The 1157-nt window shown below is 60.6% G+C and carries 1 protein-coding gene; it reads right to left on the reverse strand.

Annotation, left to right across the window (positions count from 1 at the left end):
* Positions 1–1157: elongation factor Tu (tuf, locus tag EA795_RS20600; RefSeq protein ID WP_122079225.1), on the reverse strand; the 1157-nt coding region annotated here is incomplete at both ends.

Below are 1157 nucleotides of genomic sequence, written 5' to 3' on the forward strand. Positions count from 1 at the left end.
ACGGTACGACCACCTTCGCGAATCGCGAAGCGCAGGCCGTCTTCCATGGCGATCGGAGCGATCAGAGTGACAACCATCTTGATGTTGTCGCCCGGCATGACCATTTCCACACCTTCCGGCAGTTCGCAGTTACCGGTCACGTCAGTGGTACGGAAGTAGAACTGCGGACGGTAGCCCTTGAAGAACGGAGTGTGACGACCGCCTTCTTCCTTGCTCAGGACGTAGACTTCGCCTTCGAACTTGGTGTGCGGCTTGATGGTGCCCGGCTTGGCCAGAACCTGGCCACGCTCGACGTCATCACGCTTGGTGCCGCGCAGCAGCACGCCAACGTTCTCACCGGCACGACCTTCGTCGAGCAGCTTGCGGAACATCTCGACGCCGGTGCAGGTGGTCTTGGTGGTGTCACGGATACCGACGATCTCGATTTCTTCCTGAACGCGAACGATACCGCGCTCGACACGACCGGTGACCACGGTGCCACGACCGGAGATCGAGAACACGTCTTCGATCGGCATCAGGAACGGCTTGTCGATAGCGCGCTCCGGCTCCGGAATGTAGCTGTCGAGGGTCTCGACCAGCTTCTTCACGGCGGAGGTGCCCAGGCCGTTCTCGTCTTCGCCGTTCAGCGCCATCAGCGCGGAGCCGATGATGATCGGGGTGTCGTCACCCGGGAAGTCGTAGGTCGACAGCAGGTCGCGAACTTCCATCTCGACCAGTTCCAGCAGCTCGGCGTCATCGACCATGTCGGCCTTGTTCAGGAACACGACAATGTAGGGAACGCCAACCTGACGGGACAGCAGGATGTGCTCGCGAGTCTGCGGCATGGGGCCGTCGGCAGCCGAGCAGACCAGGATCGCGCCGTCCATCTGGGCAGCACCGGTGATCATGTTCTTCACGTAGTCGGCGTGACCCGGGCAGTCGACGTGCGCGTAGTGACGGATCGGGGAATCATATTCAACGTGGGAGGTGTTGATGGTGATACCACGAGCCTTTTCTTCCGGCGCGTTATCGATCTGGTCGTAACCCTTGGAGACGCCGCCCGAGCCGAAGACTTCGGCGCAAACGCGGGTCAGGGCTGCAGTCAGCGTAGTCTTACCGTGGTCGACGTGACCAATGGTGCCGACGTTGACGTGCGGTTTGTTACGTTCGAATTTTTC

Origin of the sequence: Stutzerimonas nitrititolerans (assembly GCF_003696285.1) — a bacterium.
Taxonomy (GTDB): Bacteria; Pseudomonadota; Gammaproteobacteria; order Pseudomonadales; family Pseudomonadaceae; genus Stutzerimonas; species Stutzerimonas nitrititolerans.